Genomic DNA, 15,995 nt, shown 5'->3' on the forward strand with positions numbered 1-15,995 from the left:
CAACGCCCCCTATTATCCGTTTTGAAGCAACTGTTCCTTATGTTTCGCGAGCGCTCCCCGAAGCCTCAGAATCGCTTTGGAATGCAATTGGGAAATTCTCGAAGGCGACAGGCACATCACCTCCGCGATCTCGCTTAACGACAAGTCCTCGTAATAAAACAAAGAGATTACGGTGCGTTCCTTCTCCGTAAGCTTCTCTATGCCGTATTTCAGAGAGTCCTTCAAATACGTCTCGTGAACTTTGGATTCCGGGCTGACCGCTTTGTCGTCGACGAGCAGCGACAGACGGGTCTCGGATTCTTCCTCGCGAATCGGATCCTCCAGAGAGAATACGGCCGCGACCGCAACTTCCTGAAGCATTTGCTGAAACTCTTTGTTGCTAATATTCAAATAGTCGCATATCTCGTCGTCCGAAGCAGATCTTAATTGCCGCTGCTCCAGTACCGCATAGGCGTCCTCGATTTTTTTCGCTTTATCACGAACCGAGCGGGGCACCCAGTCTCCTTGCCTAAGCCCGTCGATGATCGCCCCTCTGATTCTCCATGAAGCATACGTCTCGAACTGCAAGCCGCGCCGATAGTCGAACTTCTCGATCGCGTCGATCAGCCCCATGGCGCCGTTGCTCGCAAGATCGTCTTTCGTTACGTTTTTCGGCAAACCCACCGCCATACGGCTGGAGACGTAGTCCACGAGCGGCAAATAGTGTTCGATCAGCTTTTTTCTCGCATCCGGGTCCTCGTCGTCTTTCCATCGCTGCCATAAATCCTGATGGGACAACCGGGAACGTGTTTGATCGACCATTCTAGCCTCACCATCCTTATTCGTCCGTCAGGCGCCGTATCGCCTGAGCCACTTCCTCCGGATTCGGATTATCGAGCGACACCACCCGCTTGGGCTGCAAAGGCTGGAAGCCCTTGACCTCCTCTTCCTTCGCCGTTTCCGGCTTGCCGTCGGTCCATTGCTCCTTCAGCATCTCCGACAAGGCGTCGCCTTCGTCCGGCGTCGTCAGATCGAGCAAGCTTCCGCGGTCGTCCTCGGCCGGGATCCCGCTTACGGCCGGCTTGCCAGGAGCAAGCAACTGCCCGAGCACGAAGCTTGCGACCAGCGCCAATGCCGCGAACGCCAGAAAAGCGTAAAAGCTTCTGAGCAGCGTCGTTCCCAGCGGATTGCTCGACAGGGAGATCAAGCCGGTGAGCAGCGCTCCGAAAACTCCGAATCCGATGATGAATCGCCAGGAACCTTTCATCTTAAATCTCCTTTACTCCGTGCTGCACGCTGCGAATAAGAAAAATGCCGGTATGGCTGTACAGCTCCACCGTCCGTCCGTAGTTGCCCCCGGTGTCCTCGGACACGAGACGGATCGAGAACCGCTCCAGCTCCAACTTCGTCGCTTCAACGTTGCGAGGTCCGATTCTCATCGTATCCGCGCCGCCCATGAAGGCGAACATTTGCGCTCCCCCGGCCATTTTGGCGATCAGGCGATGGATCGCCGCGCCTCTGCTTCTCAGCCTGTTCACGAGCTCGGGGACGGCCGTGTCCGCGTATTTGGCGATATTCAGCTGACCTTCGCGCGCGATGTCGGACGACGGCAGCATAATGTGCGCCATTCCGCCGATGCGCAAGTCGGGATCGAATAACGTCAAGCCGACGCACGAGCCTAATCCCGTCGTCTTGAGCACCGCCCCCCCTTCCGCGATATTCAGATCAGCCATTCCGACTTTAATCAACGTGCCCTCGGTCATCAGAACGGCACTCCTAACGCACGAAAGAGCTTCTCGAACGACTCCGGGTCCGGAATGAGGAAGAAATGGCCTTCGGCCTCCTGCTGCCCTTCCAGGAAAGTCGTATCTATGAGCAGAGCGTCGTCGCCCATCGTGCCGAATTGAAGCAGACCGTAGCTCAGGATCGCCCCCGCCATGTCCACCGCCAGGGAAGGCACGGTAGGCGACATCCTGAGACCGGTGAAATCCGCCAGCGAGGACAAGTACGAGCCTGCCAGAATGTTGCCGATCTCGTTCAGCGCGGACAGCTCCAGCTCGCTGTATTCGTCGTTCTCCGCCGCGTTGAATCCGAGCAAGCCTTGCAAAATCCGGCGCGCCGGCTCCCGGTTGATAATGAAGAACATATTGCCGGGAGCGTCGCCCTCGACGCGAAGGAAAATGGCGATTACGACCGCTTCCGAACCTCCGACCCGCTTGGCGATCTCCTCGAACGGAAGCAGGTTTACGGTAGGCACCGCCATGTCCACCGGTTTGTTAAGCAGCGTAGACAACGCGGTCGCCGCATTGCCGGCGCCGATGTTGCCGACCTCCCGAAGCACGTCCAGCTTGAAATCCGCGTTATTCCTGAACAGATTCACGGCTTACTCCCCGGACTGTTCCAATTGGATAATTTCGCTGCGGTTCAGCACTTCGGACAGATTCAGCAAGATGAGCAGACGGTTCTCCCCGATCTTGGCCACTCCGCTCAAGTACTTCGCCTTAATCCCGCCGACCACTTCCGGAGGATTTTCGATCGCGTCGCTCGAGACGTCCAGCACGTCGTTCGCCGAATCGACGATAAATCCGACTTCCAGCTCGTTGGCCGCGACGATGATAATGCGGGAGTTCTCGGTGTAATCCGACTCGGTCAAGCCGAACCGGCCGCGCAAATCGATGACCGGAATGACGACGCCCCGCAGATTGATGACTCCTTTTACGAACGCAGGCGTTTTCGGTACGCGGGTGATCGGAAGCATCCGCTCGATCGTGCGCACCTTGTCCACCTCGATACCGTACTCTTCCTGCGCCAGCGTGAAGACGATCACTTTCAATTCCTCTGCCATGAATGATTCCTCCCTTAGAGTCCGGACTGTTATTTGATAATCGCGTTAGGATCCACGATCAAGGCGACTTGCCCGTCCCCGAGTATCGTCGCTCCCGAGACGACGCCTTTGACGCCGGTCAAATATTTGCCCAGCGGCTTGAGCACGATCTCGCTCTGGCCGATGAATTCGTCGACGAGAACGGCAGCCAGCTTGTCCCCTTTGCGGATGACGAGCATTTCGGTCTCGATCTCGTCGTCGTCGCGGTAATCCGGCGAATCGATCAGCTGGGCCAGCGAAATGACGGGAATGATGGACTGGCGGTAATCGATCATACGATTGCCGTGCAGCGTACGGATGTCCGAACGTTTCAGCGAGCCCGTCTCCACGATCGAAGACAGCGGGAACGCATACTTCTCGGAGCCCTGCTTGATCAGCATCGCGGCGATAATCGACAGCGTCAGAGGCAGCTGGATCGAGAACTTCGTTCCCTGTCCGAGCGTCGACAGCACGGTGACGTTGCCGCCCAAGGAAGTAATCTTCGATTTGACGACGTCGAGCCCGACGCCGCGGCCGGAGATGTCCGATACTTTGTCCGCCGTACTGAAGCCAGGAGCGAACAGCAGCATGTTCACTTCCTCGTCGCTGAGCGTCTTCGCCTCCTCCGGAGTGACGACGCCCCGCTTGATCGCCGTCTCGAGCACTTTCGGCCGGTTAATGCCTTTGCCGTCATCCTCGATCTCGATGAACACGTGATTGCCGCTGTGGAACGCGCGCAGCACGACGGTTCCGGTCTCGGGCTTGCCCAATGCGACGCGGTCCGCGATCGATTCGACGCCGTGGTCGACCGAGTTGCGGATCAAGTGCACGAGCGGATCGCCGATCTCGTCGATAACGGTGCGGTCCAGCTCGGTTTCGGCGCCTACGACGACCAGATCTACTTTCTTGTCCAGCGATTTGGCCAAGTCCCTGACCATGCGCGGGAAGCGGTTAAAGACGCTGTCCACGGGAACCATGCGCAGCTTAAGCACGATATTTTGCAAGTCGGCGCTGACGCGCGCCATGTGCTCCACCGTCTCCGTCAAGTCATTGCGGCGGATTTCGAAGGCGAGCTGCTCGAGGCGAACGCGGTCGATGAGCATTTCGCTGAACAGATTCATCAGCGTGTCCAATCGCTCGATATCGACCCGGATCGTGCGGGGAGCGGCATTGCCGGAAGCAGCCGGAGCCGCGGGGCGCGCCGCGCCCTTATCGGAAGCGGGAGCTTGCGTTGCCGGCGCCTTGGCCGAAGCCACGACAGGAGCGGGAGCCGCAGCGGCGGCCGCTTCCTTCGCCGCCGACGCGCTCTGCTCGGAAGCGCGCAAATTGTCTTCCATCTCTTGCAAGGACGCTTTGTCCACCGCGTTCAGCGTTACGGATTCGATCTCCGACACTCTGGAGAGCTGCTCGTGCAGCGTCTGCTCCGCCGTCTGGGTAATGTAGTACACGGAGAAACCGCGGTCGAATTGCTCCTGCTCGATCTCCTGTACGGACGGGTAGGATTTGACGACCTCCCCGTTCCTCTCGAGGACGTCGAACACCATGTAGGCGCGGGCCGCTTTCAGCAAGCAGTCCTCCCGCACCCTTACTTCGATGAAGTAAGCCGTATGCCCGCCCTCGATCGATTGCGCCAGAATCGACAGCTGGTACTGGTCGAGCACGAGCGATGCGGGCAGCGCCGCGGCGGCCTTGGCGGGAGCGGAAGTCCCGGACGCGGATGCCGCGGCTCCGGTATCGCCTTTAACGATGCCTTTCAGGCGTTCGACCAGCTCGTCGACTTCGCCTTTGCCCGTTCCGCCGCCGATAATATCCTGGACCATCGCTTCAAGCGCGTCGAGGCATTTGAACAGCGTGTCGAAAATATGGCCGTTCATGCTGAGCTTCTCGTTGCGCACGAGGTCGAGCACGTTCTCCATCTCGTGGGTTAGCGAGGCAAGATCCTCGAATCCCATCGTCGCGGACATCCCTTTTAACGTATGCGCGGAACGGAAGATGACCTGAACGATGCCGATATCCTCCGGCTGCTGCTCCAGCCGAAGCATATTTTCGTTTAGCGCTTGCAAGTGATCGTTGGACTCGTCGATAAACATGGACATGTACTGATTCATTTCCATGGCCGGACACCTCCTTGTTGGCTGAACTTTCAGCGCGCTAGGTTTTGCGCGATTTCATTTCCTGCACGAGAGCCGGAGCGATGCCCTGCAGCGGCACTTGATGCGTCGCGGCGCCGAGCTCGACCGCCGAACGGGGCATCCCGTACACGACGCAAGTCTGCTCGGCTTCGGCGATCGTCGTCTGGGCTCCGTCGTCGAGCAGCGCCTTCATTCCTTTCGCTCCGTCGCTGCCCATTCCGGTCATCAGCACCGCATGGCGCTTGAGCTGCCGGTGGCCGATCAAGGATTCGAACAGGACGTCGACCGACGGCATATGGCCGCTTCGGGGTCCCTCGTTCGAAAGCTTGATCCGGTATTTGCCGGAGGCGTCCTTCGCCAGCGACATGTGCCTGCCGCCCGGGGCGATATACGCGGTCGCCGTCTCGATCTGCTCTCCGTCCGTTGCCTCCCGGACATGGATGCCGCAGAACGAATCCAGCCGCTGCGCGAGCGAATGCGTGAACTTGGGCGGCATATGCTGAACGACGAGAATCGGCGCCGGAAAATCCGCCGGAATGCCGGTCAGCACTTCATGCAGCGCCCGCGGTCCGCCCGTCGAAGTGCCGATCGCGACGATCTGCGTGAACGAGGACGTCGGCTTCGGTTCCGCCGGAGACAGCACTGCGGGCGGCGTGACGTTCGGCTGCCGAAGGGGCGGTCTCGCCTCCTTCTTGACGACGGACGGCGGCGCGCCGCCGTCCGTCGGCCTAGCCGGTTTGCGCAGGCTTTCCGGCGGCTCTGGTGGCTTCGGAGGCTTGGGCGCTCCCGCGGTTGCCGGTCTCGCGGGCGGATCGCTCTTGCGAATCTCCGTCTCCCTGCGGATCAACTTCTGCGGCTTGTCGATTCTTGGGAGCGCGACCGCCGGCTTCTTGACGGGAGCATCCTTGCCGGAAGCGGAATTGCCGGCAGATTCCTCTTCGGGCGGAGACTCCGCGGCCGCCAGCGCCGCCTCCTTCGTTTCCCCCACCGCGCGTGCGGCCGGAGAAGGAGAAGAAGGAGCCGTCTCGACCGCCTTCTCCACGACCGCCGGCAGCATCCGCAGCGGCCCCTTGTCGATCGTCTCCGCCACGATGCGCAGCTTCTCCAGCAACTGCTCTCCGACTTGCCGAATGTCCAGCTTCACGGCTCCGTCCGGCTTGCGAATGAAATCGATCGCGCCGAATTGGAGCGCTCGTATCGTATCTCTGGTACCGTTGTCCGTCACCGCGGACAGCATAATGACGGGAGTCGGCCTCATCGCCATAATGTTCTGCAGCGCTTCGATTCCGTTCATCCGCGGCATTTCCAAGTCCATCGTAATGATGTCGGGCTTAAGCTCCAGCGTCAGCTTGACGGCCTCTTCTCCGTCGCATGCGGTTGCCAACACTTTGAAAGCGGAGTCTATGTCGATGACGTCGCTGAACACTTTGCGCATGAAAGGGGAATCATCCACGATGAGCACTTTTAACTCCGTCATATGGCATCCTCCTCTTAATCTAGTTGTTTGATGTCTTCGCGCTCGCATGCCCGTAGGCTGGCGACCGATCAGCTCCAGAGCTTCTTCATTCGTTGCATGAATCCCGACAATCCGCGGACCGTCGACTGCGCTTGCGATCGCTCTTCCATCAGAAACCTGGACGCGATCCGGTCGATGCCCCGCATCGCCTCGCTATTGGGAAATGCGACCGACAGCGGCGTTTGCCGCCTGACCGCTTTGGAGACGCTGGCGTCGTCGGGAATGTAACCGAGCACCGGAATATCGATGCCGATATACTTGCTTGCCACTTGCCGGATGTTGTCGGCCGTCTGCGCGCCTTCGCGATCGTCGACGACCCGGTTGACGACGAGCCGGAACGGAACCTGGTACCCCATCGAGTTCACCATTTTGATCAAGGCGTACGCGTCCGTGATCGACGTCGGCTCCGGCGTCGTCACGACGACCGTCTCTTCGGCCGCCGCGATGAATCTCGTCGTCTCCTTGGACAAGCCCGCGCCCGTGTCGAACAGGATGAAGTCGACATGGCCGTGCAGCTTGCCGATCTGTTCGGCGAAATACTCCAGCTCTTGTTCCCTAAGCCGCACCAAATCTTGAAACCCGGATCCCCCGGCGATGAATTGCAGACCGCTCGGACCGATCTGGATAATTTCCCAGATCGACTTCTCGCCTTTAAGCAGATGGATGAGGTTGTACTTGGCCGGGGTGCCCATCAGCACGTCGATGTTGGCGAAGCTGATGTCCGCGTCGAACAGCAGCACGCTGTATCCCCGATTTTGCAAAGCCATCCCGAAGTTCAGGCTGAAATTGGATTTGCCGACCCCTCCTTTGCCGCTGGTGACCGTTACGACCTTGGTCGTCTTCGCCGACCGCAAGTCCTTCGAGTGGACCAAATGCCGGAGCGCCTGCGCCTGGTCAATCATCTCCCGGCTCCCCCAGCAGCTTGCGAACCAGGTCTTCCGGATCGAACGCCTTGATGTCGTCCGGCACCGCCTGCCCGCAAGTGTAATAGGAAATGCGGAAGTCGAATTCCTTGACGAGATTGACGACGGAGCCGTACGATTCCGTCTCGTCGAACTTCGTGAGCAGAAGCCGGCGGACTCCGTATTTCGCGAATTGCGAGGCTACCGCCTTCATGTCGGAATACTTGCTCGTCATGCTCAGAACGAGAATGGTCTCCGCCCCCTCCGCCGGCGATAGCAGGCTGTTGACTTCGGAGACGAACAGCTCGTTGCGGTAATTCCGGCCCGCGGTGTCCATGAACAACAAATCGCGGTCCCCTAACTTATGATAGGCCCGTGTCAATTCCCCGGGCGAAAACACGACTTCGAGCGGAACGTTCAAAATGTCCGCATACGTTCTTAGCTGGTCCACCGCGGCGATCCGATACGTATCCGCCGTAATGAATCCGACGCTGCGACGCTGCGCGAACGACTGGTCCGCCGCAAGCTTGGCGATCGTCGTCGTCTTGCCGACTCCCGTCGGCCCGACGAAATGAACGATGCGCGTCTCCTGAGCGATGCCCTCTCCTTTGGCTTCGTTCAACCAGGAGAGCAGGACGCCTCCTGCCGCTTCGTATGCATCCGCTTCATCTTCGCCGGCTTCCCTCAGCTTTGCCGCTGTCGCTTCCGCGAACTGTTCGACGTGCGCCGGCTCGACGCCTTGCGAGGCAAGCCGCTTGCTCCATTTCAGCACGGACTCGGGGATCGAGCGAGACGTCGTCGTCTGCGGCTTCGTCATTCGCGTCATCATTTCCCGCAGCGAACGAAGCTCCTGAAGCACGACGGACGTCTCGTCCCGCAGCTCGCTCTCACTGGACGCTTCCGGCTTCGACTCGGCGGCCGCAAGCGCGTCCGCCTTCAGCCGGTCGGCGATTCCCGATCGCAGCCGATCGAGAGGATCGGAAGAATCGAGAAAATCGCTTTCCGGCTGCTGCCGCTCCGCCGCCGCGATCGGCGCGGGCGGTTCGACCCTCGGAAGCGGATCGGCGGGCGGACGCGATTCGATCCGCGGGAGCGGATCGGACGGCGGCTCCTTCGCCGCGACGTTAACCGGGCTTGCGATCGGCTGCCTGCCGCTGTCCGAGAACGGCGGCTGCGTGTATCTCTCCCTGACGGCAACGGACGGAATCGGCACCGCCGCCGTCTCGTTCACCGCGGCCGGTACCGGCTTCGGCTCGGCCGCCGGCGGTTTCTCCGGCATTCTGACCGGCAAGGACGCGCGCGCGGGAGCTTTGCGGGCCGTCTCGTCGACGGCCGCGATCACTTCCATTCTTTTTTGGCGGAACATACCAAGAAATCCGCCTACGCGGATTTCTTTCGTATTCAAAATAACGGCGTCGGAGCCGAGCTCGGCGCGAATCAGCTGCACCGCTTCGGGCACGTCGTCGACTATGTATCGTTTGACCTTCATGCGCTCACCACCCCAACGCTCTGCACTTCAATGCTAGGCTCCAATTCGCTGTACGAGATGACCGGAATATCCTGCAAGCTTCTCTCCAGCAATTGCCGCAAATACATCCGGATCGTCGGAGAAGTCAGGATAATCGGCTGCTGTCCCGCCTGCACGAGGCGGTTCACCTGCTCCGTCAGTCTCTGGTAGATCGCTTGCGAGGACGCCGGATCCAACGCGAGATAGCTTCCCTGGTCGGACTGCTGCACCGCTTCCGCGATCTTCTTCTCGACGGCCGGGCTGACCGTAATGACCTTAAGCGGCTCCGCCGGCGACGCGTACTGCTGCGTGATCTGCCTGGACAGGCTCTGTCTGGCGTATTCCGTCAGCACGTCCGGATCTTTCGTGTACTTGCCGTAATCGGCCAGCGTCTCGAAGATCGTGACGAGATCCCGGATCGAGATTTTCTCCTTCAGCAGCTTGGACAGCACCTTCTGCACGTCCCCGACGCCGAGAATCGACGGTATGAGCTCCTCCACCAGAGCCGGATACGTGTCCTTGACGCTGTCGATCAGAGATTTCGTCTCCTGGCGGCCGATCAGTTCGTGCGCGTATTTCTTGATCACTTCCGTCAAATGAGTGGCGACGACCGACGGCGGGTCGACGACCGTGTAGCCGGCCATCTCCGCGCGTTCCTTCGTGGCTTCGTCGATCCAGAGCGCCGGCAAGCCGAACGCGGGTTCCTGGGTCTCGATACCCGTTACGGAGTCGTCGTCGAACCCCGGACTCATCGCCAAGTAGTGATGTATGAGTAATTCGCCGCGCGCCACCGTATTTCCTTTCATTTTTATGACATATTCGTTCGGTTTTAGTTGAATATTGTCGCGAATTCGGATAACGGGGACGATAAGTCCCATTTCGAGCGCGCATTGCCGTCGAATCATGATGATTCTGTCGAGCAGATCCCCGCCCTGCTGCGTATCCGCCAGCGGGATGAGACCGTAGCCGAATTCGAATTCGATCGGATCGACCTGAAGCAGGCTGATGACGCTCTCCGGACTGCGGACTTCCTCGATCTCCTTCTCCTCGACGAGCATTTCCGCTGCCTGCTGCTCCCGGTTCAGGTTCGTCTGCAGGCGGTATCCGGCGATTCCCAATATCGCCGCGTACGGAATCGTACTAAGAAGCGGAATCGGAGTGGCGATCCCGAGAAGGGCTATAGTCCCGGCTACGATATAGAGAAGCCGCGGATAACGAAGGAGCTGTTTGCTCAAATCGTCGGCCATGTTGCCGTCGGAAGCGGCCCGCGTGACGATGATACCTGCTGCGGTGCTGATCAGCAAAGCCGGAATCTGGCTGACGAGCCCATCGCCGATCGATAGCACGGAGTAGGTTTCGAGCGCGGACATGACATCCATACCGTGCACCGCCATACCTACGACGAAGCCCGCGATCAGGTTGATCAGCACGATGACAATCGAAGCGATGGCGTCCCCTTTGACGAATTTGCTGGCACCGTCCATGGCGCCGTAGAAATCCGCTTCCTTCTCGATTTTCTCCCGGCGCTCGCGCGCTTGCTGTTCGTTGATCAGCCCTGCGTTCAAGTCGGCGTCGATACTCATCTGCTTGCCGGGCATCGCGTCGAGCGTGAATCTCGCGCCGACTTCGGCGACGCGCTCGGAGCCCTTCGTAATGACGATGAACTGCACGACGACAAGGATGAGAAACACGACAAAGCCGACCGCAAGCTCCCCCCCGGCCACGAATCGACCGAACGTATCGACGACGTGGCCGGCGTCCGCTTCCGACAAAATAAGTCTTGTCGTCGAAACGTTGAGCGCGAGCCGGAAAACGGTCGTAACTAGCAGCAACGTCGGGAAAATGGAGAAGTGCAGCGCATCCCGGGTATTCATCGCGATCAACAAAATCATGATGGCTATGGAAATGTTGATGATGAGCAGGACGTCGAGCAGCCCTTTGGGAATCGGAACGACCATCATCAGAACGATGCCGATGACGCCGATTAATATGCTTAGGTCCCTAATTTTCATGACGCCACCCCACTCCTGTATAAAACTCATGCCCGACTTCGAACTTTTTGAACTTGATTTAAGTAATACATCCTCGAGTCTCGCTCGACTTACCTCCGGCCTTTAAGCCGGTATACGTATGCCAGCACTTCCGCGACCGCCTGGAACAGATCGGCGGGAACGCTTTGTCCCACTTCCGTTTTCTCGTACAATGCGCGGGCGAGCGGCTTGTTTTCCATCGTTATAACGTCGTTCTCTTTCGCAATCTCCCGAATTCTCAAGGCCAGATAGTCTTGGCCTTTGGCCACCACCGTCGGGGCGTCCATCTTCGACGCGTCGTATTTCAGCGCGACCGCGAAGTGGGTCGGGTTCGTAATGACGACGTCCGCGCTCGGCACTTCCTGCATCATCCGCATAAGCGCCATTCTGCGCTGGCGTTCTTTGATCTTGCCTTTGATGAGCGGATCGCCTTCCATGTTTTTGTATTCGTCCTTAATATCTTGCTTGCTCATGCGCAAATTTTTCTCATACTCGTAACGCTGATACATGAAATCGCCGATCGCGAGTATGAACAGCAGCACCGCGATGAAGATCCCTAAGCGGACGATCAAGCTGGTCGCGAAAGCGAATATGTCCTGCACGGGCAAATGAGCCAACTCGAGCAAGCGTTTCTTCTCCGACCACAGCACCGTGAATACGATAACCGCGACGCAGACGAGCTTCAGACCGCTCTTCAGAAATTCGATCACCGAACGCATACCAAACAAGTTTTTGAATCCTTTGAGCGGATTAAGCTTTTCGAATTTCGGTTTCAGCGGCTCGACCGTGAACAGCCAGCCGATCTGCACGTAGTTGGCAGCGAACGCGATCACGACGACGATGATGAATACCGGCGCCATCAGAATGAGCATTTGGACCGCATAATGATTAAACAGAGCGAGCACGTTGCTGTCGGTAACCTGCATATTCAGCCGATACAGGAACGCGTCTCCGATCAAGGACAGCAGCTGCTGTCTCAGGAACGGTCCGAGCATGACAAGAAAGCTGATGCAGGCGAGCAGGATAAGCGTGCTCGGAATTTCCGCGCTTTTGGCGACCTGTCCTTTTTTGCGGCTATCCTGGCGCTTCTTGGGCGTTGCCTTCTCCGTCTTCTCGCCGGAGAATAACTGCAGATCCATCTTCAGGCGATTGCGGGGCATGACACCACCTCCTGAACTTCGCGCCGTAAGATGTCTTTCATAGATTCCAAGCCTGGTTTGAACTATGTTCTATAACGGTTAAGACCTTGCCTTCAAAATCGTAAACAAATGCTCAAGCGCTTGGAACATCCGGTCGAAAATCATTTGAAACAACGTTCCAAATCCGGGAATCAGCAAAACGAGCAACGCAAGTCCGACCAATAGTTTCAGCGGCAGCCCGATGACGAATACGTTGTATTGCGGGGCCGCGCGGGCCAAGAGCGCCAATCCGAAGTCGGTCAGGAACATCGCCACGACGATCGGGGCGGAAATTTGCAGCGCCAGCAGAAACGTGTCCGCGAACGTGCGGGTCAGAAATTCCGTTACGCTTCCGCCATAATAGACTTGAAACAAATTGTTGTCCATCGGCAGCCACTTGTAGCTGTCCATAATGGCGGCCAACAAGTAATGATGGCCGTTGATGGAGAAGAAAACGAGAATGAGCAGCATGAACTTGAAGTTGCCCATGATCGGGGCGGACACGCCGGTTACCGGATCGACGATATTGGCCATCGCCAACCCCATCTGCATGTCCATAAGCCCTCCCGCAGTCTGAACGACCGCGAAAAACAGATAGGCCACGAAACCGATCAGCAAGCCCGCGAACACTTCTCGCATAATGGCCAGAATGAAAGTTGCGTCCGCCGTCACCTTCGTATCGAACCCGACGTTCAAAAAGACGATCAGGGAGACGAAGAAGCCGAGCCCGATCTTGATCGCAGCCGGAAAATTCCGGGACGAAAAGATCGGTGCGACAACAAAAAACGCTGTAATTCGACAAAAAACAAGCAGAAAGGCAGGGAAGACCTGCATGATGATGTTCATATCAAGTCACCCGATATACTTCTCCAAATTTCCTAGCAGACGCGCCGTGAAATCGACCATAATGTTCAAAATCCACGGCCCGAAAATCAATAAGGCGAGGAAAACGGCGATGATCTTGGGGACGAAGGCGAGCGTCTGCTCCTGGATCTGCGTCGTCGCCTGAAAGATGCTGACGCTGAGGCCTACGACAAGCGCGATGATCAGCATCGGCGCGCTTACTTTCAACACGGTAAACAGCGCTTGGCCCGCAAGGCCGATAATAAACTCCGATGTCATTGGCTTCTTCCCCCTCGTTCGAACGCCCGATTCAAGGACTAAAGCTGGTCAACAGCGACTTCACGACAAGATACCAGCCGTCCACGAGCACGAAGAGCAGAATCTTGAAGGGCAACGAGATCATAACCGGCGGGAGCATCATCATCCCCATCGCCATCAGCGTGCTGGCGACGACCATGTCGATGACGAGAAACGGAATGAAGATCATGAAGCCCATCTGGAATGCCGTTTTTAATTCGCTGATGGCGTAAGCCGGAACGAGCACGGTCATCGGAATGTCTTGATACGTTGCCGGCTTCTCGGTTTTCGTGTACTTCATGAAGAGCAGCAGGTCTTTCTCCCGCGTATGCTTGTACATGAACTCCTTCATCGGCACGGCAGCCTTCTCCAGTGCGTCCGTCTGGCTGATTTCGCCGGCCAAGTAAGGCTTGAGAGCCGTTTCGTTCACTTGCGACATCGTCGGAGCCATCACGAACAGCGTCATGAACAGCGCCAGTCCGATCAGTACCTGGTTGGGCGGCATCTGCTGCGTACCCAGCGACGTGCGCACGAACCCGAGGACGATGACGATTCTCGTAAAGCTCGTCATCAGCACGAGGATGGCCGGAGCCAAGCTCAGCACGGTAATGAGCAAGAGCAAGGACAACGCGGACGCGCCGACCGGCTCCGAACCGTCGCCGAGCGTTACCCCGATAATGGGGTCGGCATAGGCGGACGCCTGAAACCCGACCAGCAAAGCCTGCAACGTCAGGAAACTATATAAGATTTTTTTTCTCATCGCTCATCTGTCCGATCTTCAGAACGGTTATCCTCCAGCAGTTGTTCCGCCTTCTGCCTTCGCTCGGAAAGCTCGCGGAGCCGGTTTTCCAACGACTTCTCGAAGCTGGAATCGGCTCCGGCGGTTGTGGAGGCTAGGTCCTCGCTCCGAGGTTTGTTGCGCTCCGTCCATTTGCGAAGCCAATCGGGCAGCGCCGGTCCCATGTTAGCCATGCCGGCTTCATGCTCCGCCAGCAAAGCGTCCACGATCTCCGGGTCCGTGATCGACTCCAGCAGCGTGATATTCTCTCCGACCCCGAGCACATAGATCCGCCCGTTCCACTCCACGATCTGCATCGACTTGTTCGTGCCCAGCGGATATCCTCCGAGCGAACGCAGCGAACGGTTCATCCCCCACCCGCGATTGCGTTTCGCCAGGAAGCGCAGAACGAGCACAATCAAGCCGATGATCAGTCCAAGGACAACGAGCACCCGGATCAAATCCCAAACCGAGCCTAGCGACGACGTATCCGGCAACTCATCGGCAAGCCCGTATGTTCGCATGAATCTTCAACGCTCCCGCCCCGGGTTAACCCAGCGTTTTCTTGATCGCTTCGATGACCCGATCCGCTTGGAACGGCTTGACGATAAAGTCTTTGGCCCCGGCTTGGATGGCGTCGATGACCATCGCCTGCTGGCCCATGGCCGAACACATGATGACTTTGGCGTTGGAATCGAGCTTGCGGATTTCCTTAAGCGCCGCTATTCCGTCCATCTCGGGCATCGTAATGTCCATCGTGATCAGGTCCGGGTTCAGATCTTTATATTTTTCGATAGCTTGCGCTCCGTCCTGCGCTTCCCCTACGACCTCGTACCCGTTTTTCGTTAAAATATCGCGGATCATCATGCGCATGAATGCTGCGTCGTCAACGATGAGAATGCGGTTTGCCATTTCTGTTTCCTCCCGATTAGCTTATTGGATTTTTTGGACGCGATCCCATTGACTGACGATATCGGTAACGCGTACCCCGAAGTTCTCGTCAATGACAACGACTTCGCCTTTGGCGATCAATTTGTTGTTAACCAAGATGTCGACGGGTTCGCCGGCCAGCTTGTCCAGCTCGATAATAGAGCCCTGGGACAGTTCCAAAATATCCTTAATCTGCTTCTTCGTACGCCCGAGTTCCACCGTGACTTTCAGAGGAATGTCGAGCAGCAGATTAAGATTCGTTTCGTCCGCCTGCGCGTATCCGCCGCCCTGGAAGTTGGCGAATTGAACCGGATTGACGTTGACGTTCCGGTTCATGCCGCCTCCGCCGCCGAGCGTCTGCGGATAGTTTGGCATCGGAGCTCCGTAGCCGGGCGGCACGGCGGCCATCGGAGGCGCTTGGTGCGCCTGCGGCGGGGGCGTGTGTGCCGGCGGCGCGGAGTAAGCCGGCTGTGCGGGCGGCGCAGGCTGAGGCGCCGGTTGAGCTGCCGGCTGCGGAGCAGGCGCCGGCTCCGACGATGCGCCTCCCATCAACGAGCTTACCAGTTCCTTGGCGAACGGGACGGTCAGCAGCTGCATGATCGAGGAATCGATCAAATCCCCGATCTTCAATCGGAAGGAGATCTTAACGAAAATATTCTCCTGCGGCAGATTAGAGACTCCGGAATTGTTCTTAACGTCCATAATGTCGATGCCCGGAGGGGAAATGTTGACCATCCGGTTGAAGATCGTCGACATCGAGGTCGCGGACGAGCCCATCATCTGGTTCATCGCTTCCTGAACGGCGCTAATGTGGATCTCGTTCAACTCCTCCGTCGTCACGTTGCCTTCGCCGCCCAGCATCAGATCGGCGATGACTTGCGCGTCGTGGGATTGGATCACGAGGGAATTAATCCCTTCGAACCCTTCAACGTAGCTGACGTGAACCGCCACGTGAGGCTTCGGAAACTCGGATTCGAACTTGTCTCTGACGATCGCGGACACGGTTGGGGTCGTAATGTCGACCTTCTTGCCGAGCAGCG

The 15,995-nt window shown here is 57.9% G+C and carries 17 protein-coding genes; all 17 read right to left on the reverse strand.

The features are described 5' to 3' along the window. Window positions 1-12 precede the first annotated feature (12 nt). Window positions 13-801 carry a FliA/WhiG family RNA polymerase sigma factor gene (locus tag ACESLM_RS11545; RefSeq protein ID WP_372631726.1) on the reverse strand — a complete coding sequence of 263 codons (789 nt, stop codon included), beginning with the start codon at window positions 799-801 and terminating at the stop codon, window positions 13-15. A 16-nt stretch (window positions 802-817) separates the two neighbouring features. Continuing rightward, entirely contained in the window at window positions 818-1,246 is a 429-nt protein-coding gene (locus tag ACESLM_RS11550) for a hypothetical protein (protein ID WP_372631727.1), read from the reverse strand. A 1-nt stretch (window position 1,247) separates the two neighbouring features. Continuing rightward, window positions 1,248-1,745: a chemotaxis protein CheD gene (locus ACESLM_RS11555; protein ID WP_198960624.1), complete on the reverse strand. Its 498-nt coding sequence runs from the start codon at window positions 1,743-1,745 to the stop codon at window positions 1,248-1,250. Continuing rightward, entirely contained in the window at window positions 1,742-2,359 is a 618-nt protein-coding gene (locus ACESLM_RS11560) for a chemotaxis protein CheC (RefSeq protein WP_372631728.1), read from the reverse strand. Before ACESLM_RS11560 ends, ACESLM_RS11555 begins: the two co-directional genes overlap by 4 nt. A 3-nt stretch (window positions 2,360-2,362) precedes the next feature. Beyond that, on the reverse strand, window positions 2,363-2,824 hold the full coding sequence (locus tag ACESLM_RS11565) for a chemotaxis protein CheW (protein ID WP_372631729.1): 462 nt from the start codon (window positions 2,822-2,824) through the stop codon (window positions 2,363-2,365). A gap of 29 nt (window positions 2,825-2,853) precedes the next feature. Continuing rightward, window positions 2,854-4,956 carry a chemotaxis protein CheW gene (locus ACESLM_RS11570; protein ID WP_372631730.1) on the reverse strand — a complete coding sequence of 701 codons (2,103 nt, stop codon included), beginning with the start codon at window positions 4,954-4,956 and terminating at the stop codon, window positions 2,854-2,856. Window positions 4,957-4,993: 37 nt separating this feature from the next. Continuing rightward, the gene (locus ACESLM_RS11575) at window positions 4,994-6,451 is read right to left on the reverse strand and encodes a protein-glutamate methylesterase/protein-glutamine glutaminase (protein WP_372631731.1); all 1,458 of its coding nucleotides are present in this window, start codon (window positions 6,449-6,451) and stop codon (window positions 4,994-4,996) included. A gap of 68 nt (window positions 6,452-6,519) precedes the next feature. After that, window positions 6,520-7,392, reverse strand: coding sequence for a MinD/ParA family protein (locus ACESLM_RS11580; RefSeq protein ID WP_372631732.1), 873 nt, complete (start codon window positions 7,390-7,392; stop codon window positions 6,520-6,522). After that, a complete protein-coding gene (gene flhF, locus ACESLM_RS11585) occupies window positions 7,385-8,881 on the reverse strand; it encodes a flagellar biosynthesis GTPase FlhF (RefSeq protein ID WP_372631733.1) in 1,497 nt (498 codons plus the stop codon). The genes ACESLM_RS11580 and flhF overlap by 8 nt, the downstream gene beginning before the upstream one ends. After that, window positions 8,878-10,911, reverse strand: coding sequence for a flagellar biosynthesis protein FlhA (gene flhA, locus ACESLM_RS11590; RefSeq protein ID WP_372631734.1), 2,034 nt, complete (start codon window positions 10,909-10,911; stop codon window positions 8,878-8,880). Before flhA ends, flhF begins: the two co-directional genes overlap by 4 nt. Window positions 10,912-11,000: 89 nt before the next feature. After that, a complete protein-coding gene (gene flhB / locus ACESLM_RS11595; RefSeq protein ID WP_372631735.1) occupies window positions 11,001-12,089 on the reverse strand; it encodes a flagellar biosynthesis protein FlhB in 1,089 nt (362 codons plus the stop codon). 78 nt (window positions 12,090-12,167) lie between these two features. Next, window positions 12,168-12,953, reverse strand: a complete 786-nt coding sequence (fliR, locus tag ACESLM_RS11600; RefSeq protein ID WP_372631736.1) for a flagellar biosynthetic protein FliR — start codon at window positions 12,951-12,953, stop codon at window positions 12,168-12,170. A 6-nt stretch (window positions 12,954-12,959) separates the two neighbouring features. After that, the gene (gene fliQ / locus ACESLM_RS11605; RefSeq protein ID WP_094043395.1) at window positions 12,960-13,229 is read right to left on the reverse strand and encodes a flagellar biosynthesis protein FliQ; all 270 of its coding nucleotides are present in this window, start codon (window positions 13,227-13,229) and stop codon (window positions 12,960-12,962) included. A gap of 31 nt (window positions 13,230-13,260) precedes the next feature. Further along, window positions 13,261-14,007, reverse strand: coding sequence for a flagellar type III secretion system pore protein FliP (gene fliP, locus ACESLM_RS11610; RefSeq protein WP_372631737.1), 747 nt, complete (start codon window positions 14,005-14,007; stop codon window positions 13,261-13,263). Beyond that, entirely contained in the window at window positions 14,004-14,549 is a 546-nt protein-coding gene (locus tag ACESLM_RS11615; protein WP_372631738.1) for a flagellar biosynthetic protein FliO, read from the reverse strand. Before ACESLM_RS11615 ends, fliP begins: the two co-directional genes overlap by 4 nt. Window positions 14,550-14,574: 25 nt before the next feature. Beyond that, on the reverse strand, window positions 14,575-14,937 hold the full coding sequence (locus ACESLM_RS11620) for a response regulator (protein ID WP_094043389.1): 363 nt from the start codon (window positions 14,935-14,937) through the stop codon (window positions 14,575-14,577). Between the two features lie 21 nt (window positions 14,938-14,958). Next, a partial coding sequence (gene fliY / locus ACESLM_RS11625; RefSeq protein ID WP_372631739.1) for a flagellar motor switch phosphatase FliY occupies window positions 14,959-15,995 on the reverse strand: 1,037 nt, incomplete at its 5' end.

Source organism: Cohnella sp. (assembly GCF_041641335.1).
Lineage (GTDB): Bacteria > Bacillota > Bacilli > Paenibacillales > Paenibacillaceae > Cohnella.